The 18,293-nt window shown below is 66.1% G+C and carries 16 protein-coding genes and 1 riboswitch; of the genes, 8 read left to right on the top strand and 8 right to left on the bottom strand.

Going from position 1 to position 18,293, the window contains the following annotated elements:
* Positions 1-35: 35 nt before the first annotated feature.
* The gene (locus GGC64_RS08065; protein ID WP_192721869.1) at positions 36-533 is read left to right on the top strand and encodes a helix-turn-helix domain-containing protein; all 498 of its coding nucleotides are present in this window, start codon (positions 36-38) and stop codon (positions 531-533) included.
* A gap of 67 nt (positions 534-600) precedes the next feature.
* Here the strand turns inward: GGC64_RS08065 and GGC64_RS08060 are convergent, their stop codons facing one another.
* Genes GGC64_RS08060 through GGC64_RS08050 form a run of 3 tightly spaced genes read right to left on the bottom strand, consistent with a single transcriptional unit; the run spans position 601 to position 3,793 of the window.
* Complete coding sequence (locus tag GGC64_RS08060; RefSeq protein WP_192721868.1) at positions 601-1,332, bottom strand: methyltransferase domain-containing protein; 732 nt, start codon at positions 1,330-1,332, stop codon at positions 601-603.
* Positions 1,329-2,450, bottom strand: coding sequence for a homoserine O-acetyltransferase (locus tag GGC64_RS08055; RefSeq protein WP_192721867.1), 1,122 nt, complete (start codon positions 2,448-2,450; stop codon positions 1,329-1,331). Before GGC64_RS08055 ends, GGC64_RS08060 begins: the two co-directional genes overlap by 4 nt.
* Positions 2,450-3,793: a bifunctional o-acetylhomoserine/o-acetylserine sulfhydrylase gene (locus GGC64_RS08050; protein WP_192721866.1), complete on the bottom strand. Its 1,344-nt coding sequence runs from the start codon at positions 3,791-3,793 to the stop codon at positions 2,450-2,452. The genes GGC64_RS08055 and GGC64_RS08050 overlap by 1 nt, the downstream gene beginning before the upstream one ends.
* A 42-nt stretch (positions 3,794-3,835) precedes the next feature.
* A riboswitch (SAM riboswitch) is annotated at positions 3,836-3,955 on the bottom strand.
* A 236-nt stretch (positions 3,956-4,191) separates the two neighbouring features.
* On the opposite strand from GGC64_RS08050, the gene GGC64_RS08045 reads away from it, so the two are divergent.
* The gene (locus tag GGC64_RS08045) at positions 4,192-6,447 is read left to right on the top strand and encodes an NADP-dependent isocitrate dehydrogenase (protein ID WP_192721865.1); all 2,256 of its coding nucleotides are present in this window, start codon (positions 4,192-4,194) and stop codon (positions 6,445-6,447) included.
* Here the strand turns inward: GGC64_RS08045 and GGC64_RS08040 are convergent.
* Positions 6,444-7,277, bottom strand: coding sequence for an alpha/beta fold hydrolase (locus tag GGC64_RS08040; RefSeq protein WP_192721864.1), 834 nt, complete (start codon positions 7,275-7,277; stop codon positions 6,444-6,446). The genes GGC64_RS08045 and GGC64_RS08040 overlap by 4 nt on opposite strands.
* Positions 7,278-7,338: 61 nt before the next feature.
* On the opposite strand from GGC64_RS08040, the gene GGC64_RS08035 reads away from it, so the two are divergent.
* From GGC64_RS08035 to yhjD, 4 genes are all read left to right on the top strand, one after another.
* Complete coding sequence (locus GGC64_RS08035) at positions 7,339-8,130, top strand: exodeoxyribonuclease III (RefSeq protein WP_192721863.1); 792 nt, start codon at positions 7,339-7,341, stop codon at positions 8,128-8,130.
* 65 nt (positions 8,131-8,195) lie between these two features.
* Complete coding sequence (locus GGC64_RS08030; RefSeq protein ID WP_192721862.1) at positions 8,196-9,527, top strand: NAD(P)/FAD-dependent oxidoreductase; 1,332 nt, start codon at positions 8,196-8,198, stop codon at positions 9,525-9,527.
* Positions 9,528-9,549: 22 nt separating this feature from the next.
* The gene (gene trpS, locus GGC64_RS08025; protein WP_192721861.1) at positions 9,550-10,563 is read left to right on the top strand and encodes a tryptophan--tRNA ligase; all 1,014 of its coding nucleotides are present in this window, start codon (positions 9,550-9,552) and stop codon (positions 10,561-10,563) included.
* Between the two features lie 19 nt (positions 10,564-10,582).
* Positions 10,583-11,614, top strand: a complete 1,032-nt coding sequence (gene yhjD / locus GGC64_RS08020; RefSeq protein ID WP_192721860.1) for an inner membrane protein YhjD — start codon at positions 10,583-10,585, stop codon at positions 11,612-11,614.
* Here yhjD and GGC64_RS08015 read toward each other — a convergent pair.
* The 4 genes from GGC64_RS08015 to GGC64_RS08000 form a co-directional block, all read right to left on the bottom strand.
* Entirely contained in the window at positions 11,611-12,834 is a 1,224-nt protein-coding gene (locus tag GGC64_RS08015) for a D-alanyl-D-alanine carboxypeptidase family protein (RefSeq protein WP_192721859.1), read from the bottom strand. The genes yhjD and GGC64_RS08015 overlap by 4 nt on opposite strands.
* Positions 12,835-12,936: 102 nt before the next feature.
* On the bottom strand, positions 12,937-13,944 hold the full coding sequence (locus tag GGC64_RS08010) for an SMP-30/gluconolactonase/LRE family protein (protein ID WP_192721858.1): 1,008 nt from the start codon (positions 13,942-13,944) through the stop codon (positions 12,937-12,939).
* Between the two features lie 22 nt (positions 13,945-13,966).
* Positions 13,967-15,352 carry an aspartate aminotransferase family protein gene (locus GGC64_RS08005; protein WP_192721857.1) on the bottom strand — a complete coding sequence of 462 codons (1,386 nt, stop codon included), beginning with the start codon at positions 15,350-15,352 and terminating at the stop codon, positions 13,967-13,969.
* A complete protein-coding gene (locus GGC64_RS08000) occupies positions 15,349-15,870 on the bottom strand; it encodes an Lrp/AsnC family transcriptional regulator (RefSeq protein WP_192721856.1) in 522 nt (173 codons plus the stop codon). The genes GGC64_RS08005 and GGC64_RS08000 overlap by 4 nt, the downstream gene beginning before the upstream one ends.
* 122 nt (positions 15,871-15,992) lie before the next feature.
* Between GGC64_RS08000 and GGC64_RS07995 the strand changes: the two genes are divergently transcribed.
* Both GGC64_RS07995 and GGC64_RS07990 read left to right on the top strand, forming a co-directional pair.
* Positions 15,993-17,498, top strand: a complete 1,506-nt coding sequence (locus tag GGC64_RS07995; RefSeq protein ID WP_192721855.1) for a gamma-aminobutyraldehyde dehydrogenase — start codon at positions 15,993-15,995, stop codon at positions 17,496-17,498.
* A gap of 44 nt (positions 17,499-17,542) precedes the next feature.
* Entirely contained in the window at positions 17,543-18,220 is a 678-nt protein-coding gene (locus GGC64_RS07990; RefSeq protein ID WP_192721854.1) for a TetR/AcrR family transcriptional regulator, read from the top strand.
* Positions 18,221-18,293: the final 73 nt, after the last annotated feature.

Genomic DNA, 18,293 nt, shown 5'->3' with positions numbered 1-18,293 from the left:
CTCAATTGCAATTTGCAATGGACTATGATGGCCCCATGTCGAAGCCGGAGTTCGCGGACATCGCGTGCTCGATCGCACGCGCCGTCGACGTGATCGGCCAGCGGTGGACACCGTTGATCGTGCGCGACCTGTTCGCCGGAATGACGAAGTTCGAGGACATCCGTCGCGACCTCGGAATCGCATCGAACATCCTGGCCGCCCGGCTGGCCGAGCTCGAACGAAACGGCGTCGTCGAGCGGCGTCAATACCAAAGCGCGCCGGCCCGCCACGAGTACGTGCTGACCGACAAGGGCCGCGACCTGTATCCCGTCATTGCCACCTTGTTGGCATTCGGCGACAAGTGGCTGTCACTCGACGGGCCGCCTGCGCTGATCGTGCATGCCGACTGCGGCCACGTCACCACTGCGAAGATGGTGTGCGCCGATTGCGGGGGAGAACTGAACGCCGCCAATGCGATTCACTCGCCGGGGCCTGGCGCCAAACCAGGCCCGGGCACCGCCCTCATCGGCGACTACATACGTTCGCCGAAATAAGGTTCCGGTACGCGAAACGCGGAAAACCGTGCAACAAGTCTGATCTCGACGAACGGTCTTGTGGGCGTCAGGCCAGCGTCGCCCTGATGCCGACCGTGACGTACGGCAACGCAAGGCCGTTGGTGTTGGCCAATGCGGGATGGGTCGCCAGCAGCTCGCGCACCCGATCCAGCGTCTGGGTGCGCACCTTCTCCGGCGACGTGATGCAGTAACTGCGCGATGCGACCAGGTCGATGAGCGCCTGCGGTGTCAGGTAACTCGTCCACTCGACCTTGCGCCGCTCGACATCGGTGAACGGCGTCGGCAGCGTCACCTTGTCGTGGAATTGCGCGTCCTCGTGGCCGATGATGCGCCCGAGATCCTTCACCCAGCCCATCCGCTCGTCGCGGGCGTTCCATACCAGGCCGAGTCGGCCGCCCGGCCGTAGTACGCGCGCGATCTCCTTGGCGGCGAGTTCCGGGTCGAACCAGTGCCAGGCCTGAGCCACCAGCACGACGTCGACGCTGTCGTCGGGCAGCGGAATGTCCTCGGCCGTGCCGAGCAGCGCGGGCGTGTCCGGCAGCGAGTTGCTCAGCAGCTCGAGCATTTCCGGAATGGGATCGACCGCGACCACACCGAGGCCACGCTCCACGAGCCGCGTGGTCAGCTTTCCGGTGCCGGCCCCGAGATCCAGCACGTCGCGCGCGTTGGCGGGTAGCAGCCAGTCGATCGCTTCGGGTGGGTACGACGGTCGGCCGCGCTCGTATGCCGCGGCTTCTACGCCGAACGACAGTGAACGCTGCTGCCTGGGGTCGGTCACCGCTCGGCCAGCTCCAAGGTCCGACGTATCAACTTGCCCACCGCCTCGGTCTCCAAGAGGAATCCGTCGTGGCCGTAAATCGAGTCGACCACGTTCAGCTCGGTACAACCAGGCAACAGCTCGGCCAATTCCTCCTGCAGCCGAAGCGGGTACAGCCGGTCTGAGGTGATGCCGCCGACGACTGTCGGAACCGGGCAGCCGCGCAGCGCCGCCTCGATGCCGCCGCGCCCGCGGCCCACGTCGTGACTGGACAGCGATTCACTGAGCGCCACGTAGGTGCCGGCGTCGAAGCGGGCCAGCAGCTTGCGGCCCTGGTGCTCCAGATAGCTCTGCACCGCGTAGCGGCCGCCCTTCGCCGGATCCTCGTCGCCCTGCGGATCGTTGCCGAACCGCGCGTCCAGTTCGGGCTCGCCCCGATACGTCAGATGCGCAAACCTTCGCGCGATCTCCATGCCCACATCGGGCGAACGGCCGGTGCCGTAGTAGTCGCCGTTCTGCCAGCCCGGGTCCGATTTGATGGCCGCGATCTGCGTGCTCTGCGTGCCGATCTGGTCTGCGGTCGCGCGGGCGCCGACGGCCAACACCAGCGCCGCGCGCACCGCGTCCGGGTAGCTCACGATCCACTCCAGCGCCCGAGCACCGCCCATCGACCCGCCGACCACCGCGGCGACCTCGGTGATGCCGAGCGCCGCCAGCGCGGCGACGTCGGCCTCGACCTGATCTCGCACAGAAATCAGCGGAAACCTTGAGCCCCAAGGCTTCCCGTCCGGCGCGGGCGAACTCGGGCCCGTCGACCCGCGAAAGCCGCCCAACACGTTGGTGGCCACCGCACACCAGCGGTCGGTGTCGATCGGTGCCCCCGGGCCGGCAACACCTTCCCACCAGCCTTCGGTCTCGTCACCAGGGCCACTTGGGCCGGTGACGTGTGAGTCGCCGGTCAGGGCGTGCAGGACGACGACGACGTTGTCGCGGTTGGGCGACAACTCGCCCCACCGCTGCACAGCGATCGTGACGTCGTCGATCACGGCGCCGTTCTCCAGCGTCAGCGGGCCGATGTCCACGTAGCCGACTTCACCCTCGGCAGGCAGCGTCACGGTGTTCATGTCGATGACCGTCATCAGAACGCCGCCGCGGTCTTCGGGTCTGCGCCCGCGGAGGTGCTGAACGGTTTGGCCGCGGCGAAGCCCTGCTCCAGGTCGGCCAGGATGTCGTCGATGCCCTCGATGCCGACGGCGAGCCGCACCAGGCCGGGGGTCACGCCGGTGGCCAACTGCTCCTCCGGGGTGAGCTGGGCGTGCGTCGTCGACGCCGGGTGGATCACCAGCGACCGCACGTCACCGATGTTCGCGACGTGACTGTGCAGCGTCAACGCGTTGACGAACGCCTTGCCCGCGTCGATACCGCCTGCCAGCTCGAACGCCAGCACTGCGCCGGTTCCCTTGGGGGCCAGCTTCTTTCCGAGCTCGTACCACGGCGAGCTCGGCAGCCCCGCGTAGTTCACCGATGTCACGTCCGGATGTCCTGCGAGGAATTCCGCCACCTTTTGTGCATTTCGCACATGGCGTTCAACGCGCAGGCTCAGCGTCTCCAGCCCTTGTGCGACGAGGAACGCGTTGAACGGCGCGGCAGCCGAGCCGAGATCGCGCAGCAGCTGCACCCTTGCCTTCAACGCGAAGGCCGGCGGGCCGAGTTCGGCGAACACCACGCCGTGATAGCTGGGGTCCGGGGTGGTGAAGCCGGGGAACTTGCCGTTGGTCCAGTCGAAGGTGCCGCCGTCGACGATCACGCCTGCGATCGCCGCGCCGTGTCCGCCCAGGTACTTCGTCGCCGAGTGCACGACGATGTCGGCGCCGTGGGACAGCGGTTGAATCAGGTACGGGGTCGCGACGGTGTTGTCGACGATCAACGGCACACCGGCTTCGTGCGCGACGGCCGCGACGTTCGGGATGTCGAGGATGTCGTTCTGCGGGTTCGAGATGGTCTCGCCGAAGAACGCCTTGGTGTTCGGCTTGACCGCAGCGCGCCAGGACTCCAGATCGTCGGGGTTCTCGACGAAGCTGACCTCGATGCCCATCTTCGGCAGCGTGTAGTGGAACAGGTTGTAGGTGCCGCCGTAGAGCCGCGGGCTGGACACGATGTGGTCGCCCGCGTTGGCGAGGTTGAGGATCGCGAAGTGCTCAGCGGCCTGACCGGACGCGAGGAACAGCGCGGCGACGCCGCCTTCCAGGGCCGCGATGCGCTGCTCGACGACGTCCTGCGTCGGATTCATGATCCGGGTGTAGATGTTGCCGGGCTCGGCGAGGCCGAACAGGGCGGCGGCGTGCTCGGTGCTGTTGAACGTGTACGACGTGGTCTGGTAGATCGGCAGCGCCCGCGCGTTCGTCGCGATATCGGGCGTCTGACCGGCGTGGACCTGTTTGGTTTCAAACGACCAACCGGCCGTCGGATCTGGCGTGCTCATACGAAACGGACCTCCATCTGTCTCTGGGGGCCCGTCACAACGGACCCGCGCTTGCCGGTAGCCGGTGGCGGCTACTCAACCTGGTCAATCACCCGGGGCACCCCACCGCGGTTGGAGGGTTGCCGGCCAGCAAGCCGGGGCTTGACGCTGGCACTCATGACCGATGAGAAGGGTATCGCATGCCACTGACTGGGTGCCACCGGCTGGTTTGTTTCTCGATCGCTCTACGCCATCGTCGCGGTGGCACTACGGCCCAGACATCGGGAGAATTTCCCTATGTTCGCCCAGCACAGAAGCTACTGGTCAGTAGCCAAGCTGAGCCTTCGTGCACCCGATGCTGCTTGTAGTCTGGCCCGCGAGCAGCGAACTGACCGAAACTGAATCCGGGAGACAACACAATGAGCGCCGAGCAGCCGACCATCATCTACACGCTGACCGACGAGGCGCCGCTGCTTGCGACCTACGGCTTCCTCCCGATCATCCGCACCTTCACCGAGCCGGCCGGCATCAACGTCGAAACCAGCGACATCTCGGTGGCGGCGCGCATCCTCAGTGAGTTCTCCGACCGGCTGACCGAGGAGCAGCGGGTCCCTGACAACCTGGCCACGCTCGGTGAGCTGACCCACCACCCCGAAACCAACATCATCAAGTTGCCGAACATCAGTGCCTCGGTGCCGCAGCTGCTGGCCGCCATCAAGGAGCTACGGGAGAAGGGCTACGACCTGCCCGACTACCCGGGCGAGCCGAAGAACGACGAGGAAAAGGCGATCAAGGAGCGCTACGGCAAGATTCTCGGCAGTGCCGTGAACCCCGTTCTGCGCGAAGGCAATTCGGATCGACGCGCGCCCAATGCGGTCAAGGAGTACGCGCGCAGGCATCCGCACAGCATGGGTGAGTGGTCGCAGGCCTCGCGCACCCACGTCGCGACCATGAAGCGCGGCGATTTCTATCACGGCGAGAAGTCGATGACGCTCGACAAGGCGCGCAAGGTCAAGATGGTGCTCGAGCCCAAAAACGGCGAAACCATCGTGCTCAAGCCAGAAGTCGCGCTCGACGAGGGCGACATCATCGACAGCATGTTCATGAGCAAGAAGGCGCTGTGCGACTTCTTCGAAGAGCAGATCGAGGACGCTTACAAAACCGGCGTGATGTTCTCGCTGCACGTGAAGGCGACCATGATGAAGGTCAGCCACCCCATCGTGTTCGGCCACGCGGTCAAGGTGTTCTACAAGGAAGCCTTCGCCAAGCATCAGGCCGTGCTCGACGAACTCGGCGTCAACGTCAACAACGGGATGTCGGATCTGTACGCCAAGATCGAGTCGCTGCCCGCCTCGCAACGCGAGGAGATCATTCGCGACATCCACGCCGTGCACGAACACCGGCCCGAGGTGGCGATGGTCGACTCGGCGCGTGGCATCACCAACTTCCACTCACCCAGCGACGTGATCGTCGACGCGTCGATGCCCGCGATGATCCGGTTGGGCGGCAAGATGTATGGCGCCGACGGCCGGACCAAGGACACCAAGGCGGTGAACCCCGAGTCGACGTTCTCGCGGATCTACCAGGAGATGGTCAACTTCTGTAAGACGCATGGCCAGTTCGACCCGAGAACCATGGGTACCGTTCCCAACGTCGGGCTGATGGCACAGCAGGCCGAGGAGTACGGCAGCCACGACAAGACGTTCGAGATCCCCACCGACGGCGTCGCCAACATCGTCGACATCGACACCGGCGAGGTACTGCTGAGCCAGAACGTGGAGACCGGCGACATCTGGCGCATGCCAGTGGTGAAAGACGCCGCGATCCAGGACTGGGTGAAGCTCGCCGTGAACCGTGGCAGGGCCTCCGGCATGACGGTGCTGTTCTGGCTGGACACCGAGCGCCCGCATGAGGTCGAGTTGCGCAAGAAGGTGAAGACCTATCTGGCCGACCACGACACCGAGGGCCTCCACATCCAGATCATGCCGCAGGTGTGGGCCATGCGGTACACGCTGGAGCGGCTGATTCGCGGCCAGGACACCATCGCCGCGACCGGAAACATCCTGCGCGACTACCTGACTGACCTGTTCCCGATCCTCGAACTGGGCACCAGCGCGAAGATGCTGTCGATCGTCCCGCTGATGGCGGGCGGCGGCATGTACGAAACGGGCGCGGGTGGTTCGGCGCCCAAGCATGTGCACCAGTTGGTCGAGGAGAACCACCTGCGCTGGGATTCGCTTGGCGAGTTCCTCGCACTGGGTGCCTGCTTCGAAGACCTTGGCGCCAAGACCGGCAACAAGCGGGCCGAACTGTTGGGCAAGACGCTCGACGGTGCGATCGGCAAGCTGCTGGAGAACGACAAGGCCCCGTCACGCAAGACCGGTGAGCTCGACAACCGCGGCAGCCAGTACTACCTCGCGATGTATTGGGCGCAGGAACTGGCCGAGCAGACCGAGGATCAGGAACTGGCAGGCCACTTCGCGGGCCTGGCCAAGACGCTCGCCGAGAACGAGGACGCGATCGTCGCCGAACTGGCTGAGGTGCAAGGGAATTCGGTCGACATCGGCGGCTACTACTGGCCGGACCCAGAGAAGACGGCCGCGGTGATGCGGCCGAGCAAGACGCTCAATTCGGCGCTGGAAGGCGTGACGGCCGAGCCGGTGACAAAGGGTTAGCCGAACGCCTGGTGCGGCGGCGGCGTCGCATAGCGGTCGACGAAGTTGACGATCAGATCGGCGACGCGCTGCGGTGCTTCGAACATCGGGATGTGCCCGACGGCATCCAGATGCGTGATCTCCGTGGCCTCCGGCAGGTGCTTGGTGAAGTGCCGGGTGAAGCGCGGATGCGGGAGCACGTGGTCCTTTTCGCAGATGACCAGATGCGTCGGCGCGGTGCCTTCGGCCAGCTCCTGCAGACCAGGCAGCAACAGCGACTTGACCAACAGCTGGTAGTAGGCGGGGCAGTGGGTGACGTCGTCGATGATGTCGAGCCAGTCCTCGTCGGTGAGCCGGTCGGCGCTCGCGCTGATCGGCACGTAGCCGAGCTGGCGCACGTATGGCAGCTTCAGGGCACGGGGACCGAGCGCCTTGGCGACCAGGTAAACGGGCAGGCCGGCAACGAACTTGCCGACGATCTCGAACTTCGCGGGCGTCAGATGGCTCCAGCCGCCGGCCGGCGCGATGCCGGTCAGTGTGCGCGCACGGCCGCGGCGTTCCAGTTCGAAGGCCACCCAGCCGCCGAGCGAGTTGCCGACGATGTGCGCGGTGTCCCAGCCCAGCGCATCCATCCGGCGTTCCATGTCGTCGGCCAACTCGGCGGTATCCAGGAAGAACCGGCCTTTGACGCCGCCGTTGTGGCCGGGCAGGGTCGGCGCGAACACCTCGTAACGACCAGTGCCAGCAATCAGCGGTGCGACGCCTTTCCACACGCTCTGCGACATCATGAACGGATGCAGCAAAAGCATCGGTTCGCCGGAGCCCAGGTGTATCGGTGTGCGCTCGGTCATGAGCCCGACCATAAAGGTGATACCGCCGGTATCGCAAGCCGGTCGACTACGGTCTGAGGCCGTGATTGTCACCACGATCAACGTCAACGGCATCCGCGCTGCGATCAGGCAGCGATCGGAGACCAACCTCGGTCTGCTGCCGTGGCTGGCCGAAACCAAGGCCGATGTGGTGTGTCTGCAGGAGACGCGGGCCGCCGACGATCAACTCGCCTGCGCGCTCAGCCCGGCGCTGTCCGACGGCTGGCAGCTGGCATCCGCGGGTGGAGATCTCAAGGGCCGCAACGGGGTTGCGGTGCTGAGCCGACATCCGATCCATCAGGTGCGCGACCTCGGCGCCGACGAATTCGCGTTGCACGGGCGCTATGTCGAGGTCGACATAGACGGGCTCACGGTCGCGAGCGTGTACGTGCAGACCGGTGAGGCAGGCACCGACCGCCAGCTCGAGAAGGAGCGGTTCATGACGGCGCTCGCGCACCGCATGTCGACGCTGACCGACGGTGACGCTGTGGTCTGTGGCGACTGGAACATCGCGCACACCGAGAACGACATCAAGAACTGGCGCGGAAACGTGAAGAAGTCGGGATTCCTTCCCGCCGAACGGCAATGGCTGACCGAACTGTTGGCCGCTGGCTGGGTCGACGTAGTTCGCGCGCTGCATCCGGACGTGGCGGGACCGTACTCGTGGTGGTCATGGCGGGGCAGGGCGTTCGACAACGACGCCGGCTGGCGCATCGACTATCAGCTTGCAAGCCACGCGCTGGCGGCGCGGGCGAGCAGCGCGCGGGTGGAGCGGGCCGAGGCGTACGCGTTGCGGTGGTCCGACCACGCGCCCGTGACGGTCGAATATTGGTGAGTTCTGTGCAGTTTGTTGCGCTCACCGCCACAAACTGCACACAACTCGCGAGATAGGGTTGGCCAATGCGCCATCGCGTCGTCATCATCGGATCGGGCTTCGGCGGGCTGTTCGCGGCCAAGCACCTCAAGCGCGCCGACGTCGACGTCACCCTGATCGCGAAGACCACGCATCACCTGTTCCAGCCGCTGCTGTACCAGGTCGCCACAGGCATCCTGTCGGTCGGTGAGATAGCGCCCGCGACGCGAATCATCTTGCGTAAGCAGAAGAATGCGCAAGTGTTGCTCGGCGAAGTCGTCGGCATCGACCTGAAGAACAAGACCGTCACGTCGAAACTCCTCGACTGGGAGCGGGTCACGCCGTTCGACAGCCTGATCGTTGCGGCGGGCGCGCAGCAGTCCTATTTCGGCAACGATCAGTTCGAGGCGTTTGCGCCGGGCATGAAGACCGTCGACGACGCGCTCGAGTTGCGCGGCCGCATCCTCGGTGCGTTCGAGGCAGCCGAGGTGACGACGTCGGAGGAGGAACGCAAACGGCGGCTGACGTTCGTCGTCGTCGGTGCGGGCCCCACCGGCGTCGAGGTGGTCGGCCAGATCGCCGAGCTGGCGGACCGGACCTTGACCGGAGCGTTCCGGACGATCGACCCGGCCGAGGCGCGCGTGATTCTCGTCGAGGCCGCACCCGCGGTGTTGCCGCCGATGGGCCCGAAGCTGGGGCTCAAGGCGCAGCGCAGGCTGGAGAAAATGGGCGTCGAGGTCAAGCTGAACACGATGGTCACCGACGTCGACTACATGGGGCTGACCGTCAAGGAGGGTGACGAGGAACACCGCATCGAGGCCGCCGTCAAGGTGTGGTCGGCCGGTGTGCAGGCCAGCCCGCTCGGCAAGCTGATCGCCGCGCAGTCCGATGGCACAGAAGTCGATCGGGCCGGCCGGGTGGTCGTCGAGCCCGACCTCACAGTGAAGGGCCATCCGAACGTCTTCGTCGTCGGGGATCTGATGAGCGTGCCCGGTGTGCCCGGCCAGGCGCAGGGCGCGATCCAGGGCGCCGTGTATGCCACCAAGCAGATCAAGGCCGAACTCAAGGGCGAGCAGCCTGCGGCGCGAAAGCCGTTCAAATACTTCGACAAAGGCAGCATGGCGACGGTCTCGCGGTTCTCCGCGGTGTGCCAGATCGGCAAGCTGGAGTTCGGCGGCTTCCTCGCGTGGCTGGCGTGGCTCGGCCTGCACCTCTACTACCTGGTGGGCGGTCGTAACCGGCTGATCGCCGTCATCTCGTGGTTCGTCACGTTCCTCGGCAGGGGCCGCGGTCAGATGGCGATCACCGAGCGGTGGGTGTTCGCGCGACGGGCGCTGGAACAGTCGCGGGAGCAGAGCGCCGAAAAATCCGTTGGTTGAGGCGTGCGAAACTTGAGCCATCATGAGCACTTCCCGCCCTGTCGTCTTTTCCGGTGTCCAGCCCACCTCTGATTCCCTGCACCTAGGCAACGCTTTAGGCGCGATCAAGCAGTGGGTCGGCATGCAGGACGACTACGACGCCTTCTTCTGCGTGGTCGACCTGCATGCGATCACGATCCCGCAGGACCCCGAGCAGCTGCGGCGGCGCACGTTGGTGACGGCCGCGCAGTACCTGGCGCTGGGCATCGACCCGTCGCGCAGCACGATCTTCGTGCAGAGCCACGTGCCCGCGCACGCCGAACTCGCTTGGGCGCTGGGCTGTTTCACCGGCTTCGGGCAGGCCTCGCGGATGACTCAGTTCAAGGACAAGTCGCAGAAGGAAGGCAGCGAAGCCACCACGGTGGGATTGTTCACCTACCCGGTGCTGATGGCCGCCGACGTCCTGCTCTACGACACCGATCTGGTTCCGGTCGGCGAGGACCAGCGCCAGCACCTGGAGTTGGCCCGCGACGTCGCGCAGCGGTTCAATGCCCGCTTCCCCGAGACGTTCGTCGTGCCCGACGTGCTGATCCAGAAGGCCACGGCCAAGATCTACGACCTGCAGGATCCGACGTCGAAGATGAGCAAGTCGGCGGCCACCGAGGCCGGGCTGATCAGCCTGCTCGACGATCCGAAGGCCTCGGCGAAGAAGATCCGCTCTGCCGTCACCGACAGTGAGCGCGAGATCCGGTTCGACCAGGGCGCCAAGCCGGGGGTGTCCAACCTGCTGACCATCCAGGCCGCCGTCACCGGGACCGACGTGGACAAGCTCGTCGAGGGCTACGCGGGCCGCGGCTACGGAGACCTCAAGACCGATACGGCCGAGGCCGTCGTCGAGTTCGTCACGCCGATCAAGGAGCGCGTCGACGAACTGCTCGACGATCCGGCCGAACTCGAGGCGGTGCTGGCCACGGGTGCTGAGCGCGCCAGGGACGTGTCTGCCAAGACACTCAAGCGGGTATATGACCGGTTAGGGTTCTTAGCGCCACGCGCATAACGCTTTCCGGGGAGGCTGGATGACAGAACCGGCCGAGCCGGCCAAACCGGGGATCCTTGATCGCCTGCGGGCGCGGTACGGGTGGTTCGACCACGTGATGCGAGCGCAGGGGCGCTATCAGGACAACAAGGGCGACTTCTACGCCGCGGGCATCACCTACTTCACGATTTTCGCGCTGTTCCCCCTGCTGATGGTCGGCTTCTCGATCGGTGGCTTCATCCTGGCCAGCCAGCCTGACCTGCTCGCCGAGATCACCCAGCGCATCAAGTCCGCGGTGTCTGGAAACGCCGGCCAGCAACTGATCGACCTGATGGATTCGGCGATCAAGTCACGTACCTCGGTCGGCATCATCGGCTTGGCGACCGCGGCATGGGCCGGCCTTGGTTGGATGGCCAATCTGCGCGAAGCGCTGAGCCAGATGTGGGGGCTGCTGCGCCATGACCCGCCGGGATTCCTCCGCACGAAACTGTCCGATCTCATTGCCATCGCCGGTCTGTTCGTGGCGATCGTCCTCACCACCGCGCTGACGGCTCTCGGCAGTTCGGGTCTGATGAAGCGCGTGCTGGAATGGCTTGGGCTGCAGAATGTTCCGGGCGTCGATTTGGGTCTGCGGGTGGTGTCGCTGCTGGTGTCCGTCGCGGTCTCGTGGCTGCTGTTCACCTGGATCATCGCGCGGCTGCCGCGGGAGTCGGTCAGCCTTCGCAGTGCGGCGAAGGCCGGTCTGCTGGCGGCGGTGGCCTTCGAGATCTTCAAGCAGGTGGCCTCGATCTACCTGCGATCGGTGGTGACAGGACCGGCGGGCGCGACGTTCGGTCCGGTGCTGGGTCTGATGGTCTTCGCCTACATCACCGCCCGCTTGATCCTGTTCGCGACGGCGTGGGCGGCGACGTCGACCGAAAACCTCGTGCCTGCACCGGCGGAACCACCGGCGCCGGCGCAGATCACGCCGCGGGTGCAGATCCGCGAGGGGCTCGGGGTGCGCGGGGCGCTGACCGCTGCGGCAGTGGGAGCGCTTGGCGCGCTGAGCTTTTCGCGGTTACGCAAACACTAGAGCGTCGGGCGCCGGTTCAGCGACCGTGCGCCCATGATGAGTCCGAACACGACGATCGACCCGACGATGCCGACGCCGACCCGAACCGGCATCGCGTTGATGTCCGGCAGCGGCGTGGAGGCGGCGGCGGTCGCAGGGTTGGGTGCGGCGTCCGGCTTGGCTGCGAGCAGCGACGGATCGGGCTCGATCAGCGTGCCCACCTTGGTGCCGGGTGCGGTCGCGAAGCCGTAGTCCAGCAGGTGTGCGGCCTGCTCCCACGGCGCGATCGGCTGGCGAGTGCCGTGCAGCAATACGGCCATCAACCGGCGGCCGTCGTGGTTGGCCGCGCCGACGAACGTCTGCCCGGCATCGTCGGTGTAGCCGGTCTTTCCGCCCATCGCGCCGGGGTAGTTGTAGAGCAGCTGATTGTCGTTTTCGACCGGATAGCCGACGTCGCCGCGGCCGGGAAAGTCGAACGTGCGCGTAGCCACAATGTCGGCGAAAGTCGGGTTCTGCCAAGCGAATCGGTAGAACAGGCCGAGGTCGTAGGCTGACGTGCTCATGCCAGGCCCGTCGAGACCCGACGGCGTCGCCGCACGGGTGTCGCGGCCACCGAGCTTGCCGGCAAGGTCGTTGATCTTCTGTAGCGCGGTATCCATCCCGCCGAGTTGCATGGCCAGAGCGTGCGCGGCGTCGTTGCCGGAGTGCATGAGAAGCCCGTGCAGCAGGTCGTTGATCGAATAGAAGCCGTTCTCACCGACGCCGACTTTGGTGCCCTCGGCGTTGGCGTCCTCCTGTGTACCCGCAACCACTTTGTGGATCGGCAACTCTCGCAGCGCCTGCGTGGCGATCAGCACCTTGATGATGCTGGCGGGCCGATGCCTGCCGTGCGGGTCGCGGGCGGCGATGACGTCGCCGGTGTCGAGGTCGGCGACCAGCCACGCCTCTGCGGAGATGTCCTCGGGTACCGGCGGCGTGCCGGGAGCGGTCACGATGCCGCACCCGGACAGCGCGTCACCGCCGAGCGGCTTGGCCGGAACCGGCAGCGGCGCAGGCGGATCCCCGGCCTCGGGCACCTCGGAGGAGTCGACGGCAGGGGGCGTCGACTCCCGGTACGGGCACGTCGCCGCTTCCGGGGGTGCCTGATCGGGCTCGGCCGTTGCCATGGCCGGGCCTGCCACCAGGAAAAGCGCCGCTGCCAGCGCTGCGGCCCGCGGTAACACGATTCGAACGTTCGCCATCGTGACCGAAGATTAGGCGGACATCCGCCGGATCCCGTGGAGGCGCGCTGTGACTGATGAGTTTGAAGTTACAAATGTGACTTCGCGGGCACGGGCGCTCGGTCAGAGCGCGAGCGCTGCAAGGTCGCAGTGCGCGACCGCCGGCGCCCCGATGCAGCCCATCCAGAGCTTCCCGTCCGCCTCGACGAGGCCGGTCACCAGACCGAAGGACGGATGCGTCGTGCGCACGCCGGCGACCACGTGCCCGCTGTCGGGATCGAACGCGACGGCCCACACCACCGATTCCGGTTTCGGCTGAAGTCGGTCCGGCAAGCGCCACAAAATCTTGCGGAGAATCGGTGGCGCCGCCGCGAGTCGGTCCGCCACGCGGTTCGCGGGGGTGACCAAGGCACACCAGATGCGGCCGTCGGCGCCGGTCGACAGGTTGTCGGGCATGCCGGGCAGGTTGACCGCCAGCGGTGTGACGGTTCCTGCCTGCGACCCGCTCAACCAGTACTTCGACAGCCGTCGTCCCTGCGTCTCGGCGAACACCAGCGCCGACCCGTCCGCTGTCGGTGTCACGCCGTTGGCGAAGTAGAGGCCCGGCACCACGGTCAGCACGGTGCCGTCGGGATCGCGGCGGAACAGGCTGCCGCGGCCGCGCGCCTCGAAGATCGCACCCACATAGTTCGCATACGTGAAGGCACTCGTCGACTCGGTGAAAAAGATTGTGCCGTCCGGTGTTTCGGTCACATTCGAGCAGAACTGCAACCGGCGACCGTCGACCTCGTCGACGAGCGTCTCGAACTTGCCGCTGCCTGTGTCCATCACGAGCAGGCCGCCGGGGCTGGTGCACACCAGCAGCCGTCCGTCGCGCGCGACGGCCAGTCCCAGCGGACGGCCCGCTGCGGTACCGACGACCGTGGGCTGACCGTCGGGCGTGATCCGCACGATGCGTCCGTCGTCGACGCCTGTCCAGATGTTGCCGTCGGCGTCGACGACCACATCCTCCGGCGCGTTGCCGGGCACCGGGACGACGGTGAGGTCGGCCGAGGGCACTTCCGGCAGCGCGTCGACGGGTGGCGGTTGCCAGCGGACGGGGTCGACGGGTGGCTTCGGGGCGGTTGTCACGCGCCCGAGGCTACCGGTCTGGCTAGATCATTCGGCTGGCTTCGCTCAGCACTCCGTGCAGGATCTCGTAGATGGCGTCGAACTCCTTCTGCCCGCTGATCAGCGGCGGCGCCAACTGCACGACTGGGTCGCCGCGGTCGTCGGCCCGGCAGTACAGCCCGGCCTCGAAAATCGCGGGTGTGAGAAAACCGCGCAGCAGTCGCTCGGACTCCTCGTCGTTGAACGTCTCCTTGGTGGTCTTGTCCTTGACGAGTTCGATGCCGTAGAAGAAGCCCTCACCGCGGACGTCACCGACGATCGGCAGGTCGTAGAGCTTCTCCAGCGTCGCGCGGAACGCGGGTGCCGACTCCTTGACGTGGTCGTTGATGCCCTCGCGCTCGAAGATGTCGAGGTTGGCCAGCGCCACCGCCGACGAGACCGGGTGGCCGCCGAAGGTGTAGCCGTGGGCGAACGTCGTCTTGCCGTCGTTGAACGGCTCGAAGAGCCGGTCGCTGGCGATCATCGCGCCGATCGGAGAGTAGCCCGACGTCAAACCCTTTGCGCACGTGATGATGTCGGGCACGTACCCGAAGTCGTCACAGGCGAACATCGAACCGATCCGGCCGTAGGCGCAGATCACTTCGTCGGACACCAGCAGCACGTCGTACTCGTCGCAGATCTCGCGGACTCGCTCGAAGTATCCGGGTGGCGGCGGGAAGCAGCCGCCTGCGTTCTGCACCGGCTCGAGGAAAACGGCCGCGACAGTGTCGGGGCCCTCGAACTCGATGGCCTCGGCGATGCGGTCGGCACAGTACTGCCCGAACGCCTTGACGTCGTGGGCATATGGTTCCGGTGCGCGGTAGAAGTTGGTGTTCGGCGCGCGGAAGCCACCCGGCGTCAGCGGCTCGAACTGTGCCTTGAATGCAGGAAGACCGGTGATCGCCAGCGCACCCTGCGGGGTGCCGTGATAGGCGATCGAACGCGAAATGACCTTGTGCTTACCGGGTTTGCCGGTGAGCTTGAAGTAGTTCTTGGCCAGTTTCCACGCCGACTCGACGGCCTCGCCGCCGCCGGTGGTGAAGAACACCCGATTCAGGTCACCCGGCGCATAACCGGCGATCCGCTCGGACAGTTCGATCGCGGTCGGCGTGGCATACGACCACAGCGGAAAGAACGACAGCGTCTCGGCCTGCTTAGCTGCGGCCTCGGCGAGTTCCTTGCGGCCGTGGCCCACCTGAACGACGAAAAGACCTGACAGGCCGTCGATGTAGCTCTTGCCCTTGTCGTCCCAGATCATCACGCCCTCGCCGCGGGTGATGATCGGCGGCGTGATGCCTTCGCCATGGCGGGCGAAGTGACCCCATAGGTGACGGGCGGCCTTTGCGCCCAGATCGGTTGAAACCTCTTGTGTGATATCGGTAGTTGTCATCTTGTACCCCAATTGTATTGCTGCTTAACGAGTCTCAGGTAAACAAGTGTCTCGGTGGATATCACCCCAGGCAATGCGCGAATTTGAGTATTGAGTAGGTCAAGTAGGTCGTCGTCGTCCTCGCAGACGACCTCGACGATGGCGTCGAACGAGCCGGCGGTGAGCACCACGTAGTCGACGGATTCGAGGGCGGCCAACTTCTCGGCGACGCGGGTGGTGTCGCCGGTGCAGCGGATGCCGATCATCGCCTGGCGGGCGAAGCCCAGTTGCATCGGATCGGTGACTGCGACGATCTGCATGACACCGGCGTCGACCATCCGCTGGACACGTTGACGGACCGCGGCCTCCGACAGCCCGACCGCCTTGCCGATGCCCGCATACGACCGGCGGCCGTCCTGCTGCAACTTCTCGATGATCTGCTTCGACAACTCGTCGAGCTGGAACGCCGCGCCAGGTCGAGACTGGTTGACGCGGAACGAGACGGGGCCCAGTGGCTGCGGTGCGCCGGGGTTGGCCATGCCAGTGATTGTGCACGGAATCCGTCGTTACAAGCAACTACAGCGATGAAATCCCTCGTTTGGAGGGCCTCGCGCGGCGGGAATGCGTAGCCGGGCCGTGAGGCGTGGGCTAGCGTTGGGCCATGACTGTGCTTCAGGGCCGGACGGTATCTACCAGCGTGGCAGGCAGCTGGATCGACGGCGCCCCGGTGGAAAACGGCGGCGCCAGCCATCAGGTCATCAACCCGGCGACCGGCCAGCCCGTCGCCGACTACGCGCTGGCCACCGCTGCCGACGTCGACCGGGCGGTGGCGTCCGCGCGCGCCGCCCTGTCCGGTTGGGCGACCGCGACGCCCGCCGATCGGTCCGCGGTGCTGGCCAAATTGGCGAAGCTGGCCGACGAGCACGCGGATGATCTGGTTGGCGAGGAGGTCAGCCAGACCGGTAAACCCGTGCGGCTGGCCGCCGAGTTCGACGTGCCGGGCAGCGTCGACAACATCGACTTCTTCGCCGGCGCGGCCCGCCATCTCGAGGGCAAGGCCACCGCGGAGTACTCGGGCGATCACACGTCGAGCATCCGGCGCGAGGCCGTCGGTGTGGTCGCCACCATCACGCCGTGGAACTACCCGCTGCAGATGGCGGTGTGGAAAGTGTTGCCCGCGTTGGCCGCCGGATGCAGCGTGGTGATCAAGCCTTGCGAGCTGACTCCGTTGACGACACTGACGCTGGCTCGGCTGGCCAGTGAGGCGGGGCTGCCCGCCGGCGTGTTCAACGTGGTGACCGGGGCGGGTGCCGATGCAGGCACCGCATTGGCCGGGCACCGCGACGTCGACGTGGTGACGTTCACCGGATCGACGGCGGTCGGCCGCAAGGTGATGGCAGCCGCGGCGGTGCACGGTCATCGCGTGCAGCTGGAGCTCGGCGGCAAGGCACCGTTCGTGGTGTTCGACGACGCCGATCTGGACGCCGCGATCCAGGGTGCGGTGGCTGGCGCGCTGATCAACACCGGCCAGGACTGCACCGCAGCGACGCGGGCGATCGTGGCCCGTGAGCTCTACGACGACTTCGTCGCCGGCGTGGCAGAAGTGATGGGCAAGGTCGTCGTCGGCGATCCGCACGACCCCGAAACCGATCTCGGCCCGCTGATCACCGCGGCCCACCGCGACAAGGTGGCCGGCATGGTCGCCCGCGCGCCCGAGGAGGGTGGGCGCATAGTGACCGGTGGCAGTGCCCCGGATCTGCCGGGCTCGTTCTATCGGCCGACGCTGATCGCCGATGTCTCCGAGCAGTCGGAGGTCTACCGCGACGAGATCTTCGGCCCGGTCCTGACCGTGCGGTCGTTCACCGACGACGACGACGCGCTACGGCAGGCCAATGACACCGACTACGGTCTGGCGGCCTCGGCATGGACCCGCGACGTCTACCGCGCGCAGCGTGCGTCGCGCGACATCAAGGCCGGCTGCGTGTGGATCAACGACCACATCCCGATCATCAGCGAGATGCCGCACGGTGGGCTCGGCGCATCCGGTTTCGGCAAGGACATGAGCGATTACTCGCTCGAGGAGTACCTCACGATCAAGCACGTGATGAGCGACATCACCGGCGTCGCCGACAAGGATTGGCACCGAACGATTTTCACCAAGCGATAGGGCCGTTGCCCGGAGACCGTTCGGTTCGGTGACACAATCGACCGGTGAAGTACGAGCAGGGTTGGCAACCCGCACCAGTCGACTGGGCGTCGACGCGGGGCCGCATCCTGCTTGCCGCGTCGGCGTTGTTCGCCCAGCGCGGCTACTTCGGAACTTCGACCCGCGACATCGCAGATGCGGTGGCCATCAGGCAGCCGTCGCTGTTCCATCACTTCGGGGCAAAGCACGAAATCTTCCGCACGCTAGTCGAATTGGATCTCGGACCGTCGATCGACCGCGTCCGCGGTCGCCTCGCCGAGGATTCGACGTGGGCCGAAAAGCTGCATCTCACGATCGCCTGCGATGTGCGTGAGGCGCTGATTCAGCCGTTCGACGCGCGCGGTCTGTACCAAGACGCCGTGCTCGGTCTCGACGAGTTCGCCGACGAACGCGCGGGCATCGCGCTCTTTCACGAACTGGTCGAGGCGCTGATCTCCGGCGGCCGCGAGGCAGGGGAGTTCGTGGTCTTCGAGCCGAGCTTCGTGCAGCGCGCCGTCAACGGCGTGTTGTTTGAAACTCTGCGCGAGCAGGGTGGCCCCGGTGGTCGCATTCGCGAGCAGCGGCCGATGCAGGCGGCCGACTTCATCGTGCGGGCCTTGCTCGTCGATGAGTCCAGGCTCGAACAGATTCGGGTGGTCACTCGAGATCGACTCGGCGAACTCGAGACCGCCGCTCTGCGCTGACCTGCGGCAACGCTGCCAATTCGTTAATTCCGTGCAACAAAAGCGGCCGAACTAGGCAAAGGGCTGGCCTATC

Source organism: Mycobacterium sp. OAS707 (genome assembly GCF_014873705.1).
Taxonomy (GTDB): Bacteria; Actinomycetota; Actinomycetes; order Mycobacteriales; family Mycobacteriaceae; genus Mycobacterium.
This window is presented reverse-complemented; position numbering and strand designations above follow the sequence as displayed.

Excerpts from the sequence above, each read along its gene's own strand:
- GGC64_RS08065 (WP_192721869.1), top strand. The coding sequence starts at position 36 with ATGTCGAAGCCGGAGTTCGCGGACATCGCGTGCTCGATCGCACGCGCC.
- GGC64_RS08055 (WP_192721867.1), bottom strand. The coding sequence starts at position 2,450 with ATGACGGTCATCGACATGAACACCGTGACGCTGCCTGCCGAGGGTGAA.
- GGC64_RS08050 (WP_192721866.1), bottom strand. The coding sequence starts at position 3,793 with ATGAGCACGCCAGATCCGACGGCCGGTTGGTCGTTTGAAACCAAACAG.
- GGC64_RS08045 (WP_192721865.1), top strand. The coding sequence starts at position 4,192 with ATGAGCGCCGAGCAGCCGACCATCATCTACACGCTGACCGACGAGGCG.
- GGC64_RS08040 (WP_192721864.1), bottom strand. The coding sequence starts at position 7,277 with ATGACCGAGCGCACACCGATACACCTGGGCTCCGGCGAACCGATGCTT.
- GGC64_RS08030 (WP_192721862.1), top strand. The coding sequence starts at position 8,196 with ATGCGCCATCGCGTCGTCATCATCGGATCGGGCTTCGGCGGGCTGTTC.
- trpS (WP_192721861.1), top strand. The coding sequence starts at position 9,550 with ATGAGCACTTCCCGCCCTGTCGTCTTTTCCGGTGTCCAGCCCACCTCT.
- yhjD (WP_192721860.1), top strand. The coding sequence starts at position 10,583 with ATGACAGAACCGGCCGAGCCGGCCAAACCGGGGATCCTTGATCGCCTG.
- GGC64_RS08015 (WP_192721859.1), bottom strand. The coding sequence starts at position 12,834 with ATGGCGAACGTTCGAATCGTGTTACCGCGGGCCGCAGCGCTGGCAGCG.
- GGC64_RS08005 (WP_192721857.1), bottom strand. The coding sequence starts at position 15,352 with ATGACAACTACCGATATCACACAAGAGGTTTCAACCGATCTGGGCGCA.
- GGC64_RS08000 (WP_192721856.1), bottom strand. The coding sequence starts at position 15,870 with ATGGCCAACCCCGGCGCACCGCAGCCACTGGGCCCCGTCTCGTTCCGC.
- GGC64_RS07995 (WP_192721855.1), top strand. The coding sequence starts at position 15,993 with ATGACTGTGCTTCAGGGCCGGACGGTATCTACCAGCGTGGCAGGCAGC.